4 protein-coding genes are annotated in these 1,927 nt (G+C 44.7%); all 4 read right to left on the minus strand.

The annotated features are described in order from the left end of the window. A partial coding sequence (gene tnpC / locus JCM11969_RS16525; RefSeq protein WP_156319422.1) for an IS66 family transposase occupies positions 1–766 on the minus strand: 766 nt, incomplete at its 3' end. 4 nt (positions 767–770) lie between these two features. Beyond that, positions 771–1,301: an IS66 family transposase gene (locus JCM11969_RS16530; RefSeq protein WP_054712982.1), complete on the minus strand. Its 531-nt coding sequence runs from the start codon at positions 1,299–1,301 to the stop codon at positions 771–773. Between the two features lie 69 nt (positions 1,302–1,370). Beyond that, positions 1,371–1,724, minus strand: a complete 354-nt coding sequence (gene tnpB, locus JCM11969_RS16535; protein WP_054712984.1) for an IS66 family insertion sequence element accessory protein TnpB — start codon at positions 1,722–1,724, stop codon at positions 1,371–1,373. After that, positions 1,705–1,896 carry a hypothetical protein gene (locus JCM11969_RS16540; RefSeq protein WP_054712986.1) on the minus strand — a complete coding sequence of 64 codons (192 nt, stop codon included), beginning with the start codon at positions 1,894–1,896 and terminating at the stop codon, positions 1,705–1,707. Before JCM11969_RS16540 ends, tnpB begins: the two co-directional genes overlap by 20 nt. Between the last annotated feature and the right edge of the window lie 31 nt (positions 1,897–1,927).

Below are 1,927 nucleotides of genomic sequence, written 5' to 3' on the forward strand. Positions count from 1 at the left end.
GTTCAGCGGTGTTGTTGCTCCAGTCCATGGTTCCATCGTTCACGATTCGGCTCAGATACATGCGTTGATCAGCCGCGTAAGTCACGGCTTTACCTAGTCGGGACTTAGCTAGCCCGTCATAGTGATCGACCCACTGCCAGAACTGTTTTAAAAGCGGTCTTATTTTACTACGCCGACGTCGCTGGCGTACTCGTGGAGAAAAGTGTTGCCAGGTCTTTTCGAGTCGAAACATGCTGTTGATCAATCGCAAGGGTGTTTCAACGTACTGTTTATCGGCATCAAACGCATCTTTGAACTTTCGCCGGACGTGCGCCCAACAGCCGACGCGCTTGATTGCCTGATCACCAAGCAGATTATAGCCCGCATATCCGTCGCATTGTAACACGCCTTGATACGTGCTATAGAGTTGTTTCTGCGCGAATGAACCAGCTCTGGTCTGGCTATAAGCATAGTACACAATCCGATTGGTTAGCTTCAAAGGGATGGTCGCGACCCACATGTAAGATCTTGACTTTGCTGCCCGACCAGGCTCGTTAATAACTTGGATTGGTGTTTCATCACCTTGAAGGTGATGACGGGCAATTAATTCTCGGTGGATCAGACCATACAATGGTTCTATCAGTTGGCTAGTTTTGATGATCCAATTAGCTAAGGTCCCCTCTGAAACATTAAAGCCGCCCTGTTTAAGGGCTCTTTGTTGTCGATACAAGGGCAGATCTAACAGAAACTTGTCACTGATCACATGCGCTGCCAGCGATGCTGACAATGGACTATGCTAATAAACCATGCGGCGCCTGGCTCTGAAACATATAAGTAAGGCCAGTTTGTCTTTCACATTCACTGCAGGTGCCAGTTTCTATGTAGATTCTTTTAACGTACAGGCGTCCCGGTTCGTAACAGACTTCTTGGCGGACAAATTTTTTGCCGACGATGAGCCAGTCAGAGTGTCCGTGAGGACACTGACTGGCATCGAATGGAATTAAAACGTCCTGAACCGGCAGGTCAGGACTGATTGTTTGTTTGCGTGTCTTCTTTTTCGACCTGATCTTGGTTATTACTTGGTAGGTCTCTTCGCTTTGGTTCCCAGTTTGCTCTGGTTCGGTAAAAACACCACTTTGTCCGAATAATGACAATTGATCAGAATTAATTCTTTCAGAGCTTTGGCCATAGATCTTTTTGGTTAAAAATGCCACCTGTTCTTCCAGAAGTAGAATCGTCTGTTTTAGTTCGTGCACTTCTTGTTTTAGCTCAGTGTTCTGTCGAATTAGTTCGGCTTCAATATTTTTTACGTGCTTAGCCATCGCATTCACTCCTTTCCGTATATAAGAGTTGTTGAAATGAGTTTACCACTCGCTAAACGGGTTTAAAAGCTATTTTTTGTGACCCGGTGGGGTCACTTGATGAATGGTCGACTCCAGCGACCACCCGCTCAGGAGACGAAGTAACTGTTTGGGATTTAGCTTACGAATTGCAGCTTGATCAACTGGCCATTGGAGTCGACCATTCTCAATTCGTTTGTATAATAACAGGAATCCGTCACCATCCCAGTACAGTGCTTTGAATCGGTCTTTACGACTCCCGCAGAACAAATATAACGCGCTGTTATATGGGTCCAAATCAAATTGATCTTGAACCACCCCAGCTAGACCATCAATTCCTTTTCTTAAATCTGTTTTTCCGCAGACCAGAAAGATCTGATGAAGCTTATTTTGGTCGATTATCATCGCTAAACACCGCCTTTAGGAATGCATCTAAAATATAACCATTAATGTGATTGTAGATAATGACAGATTTGTTGGTGCCGACTTTGATGTGCATTGCTTTCGTCGTAACCGTTGGTTGCGACTGTGGCGTTTGACCCATGCGAATTTGAACAATATCAGGTTTTTCAGTCATAAAAAATTACCTCACCAATTTTATTTGATGA

The organism is Secundilactobacillus paracollinoides DSM 15502 = JCM 11969 (assembly GCF_001311135.1).
Taxonomy (GTDB): Bacteria; Bacillota; Bacilli; order Lactobacillales; family Lactobacillaceae; genus Secundilactobacillus; species Secundilactobacillus paracollinoides.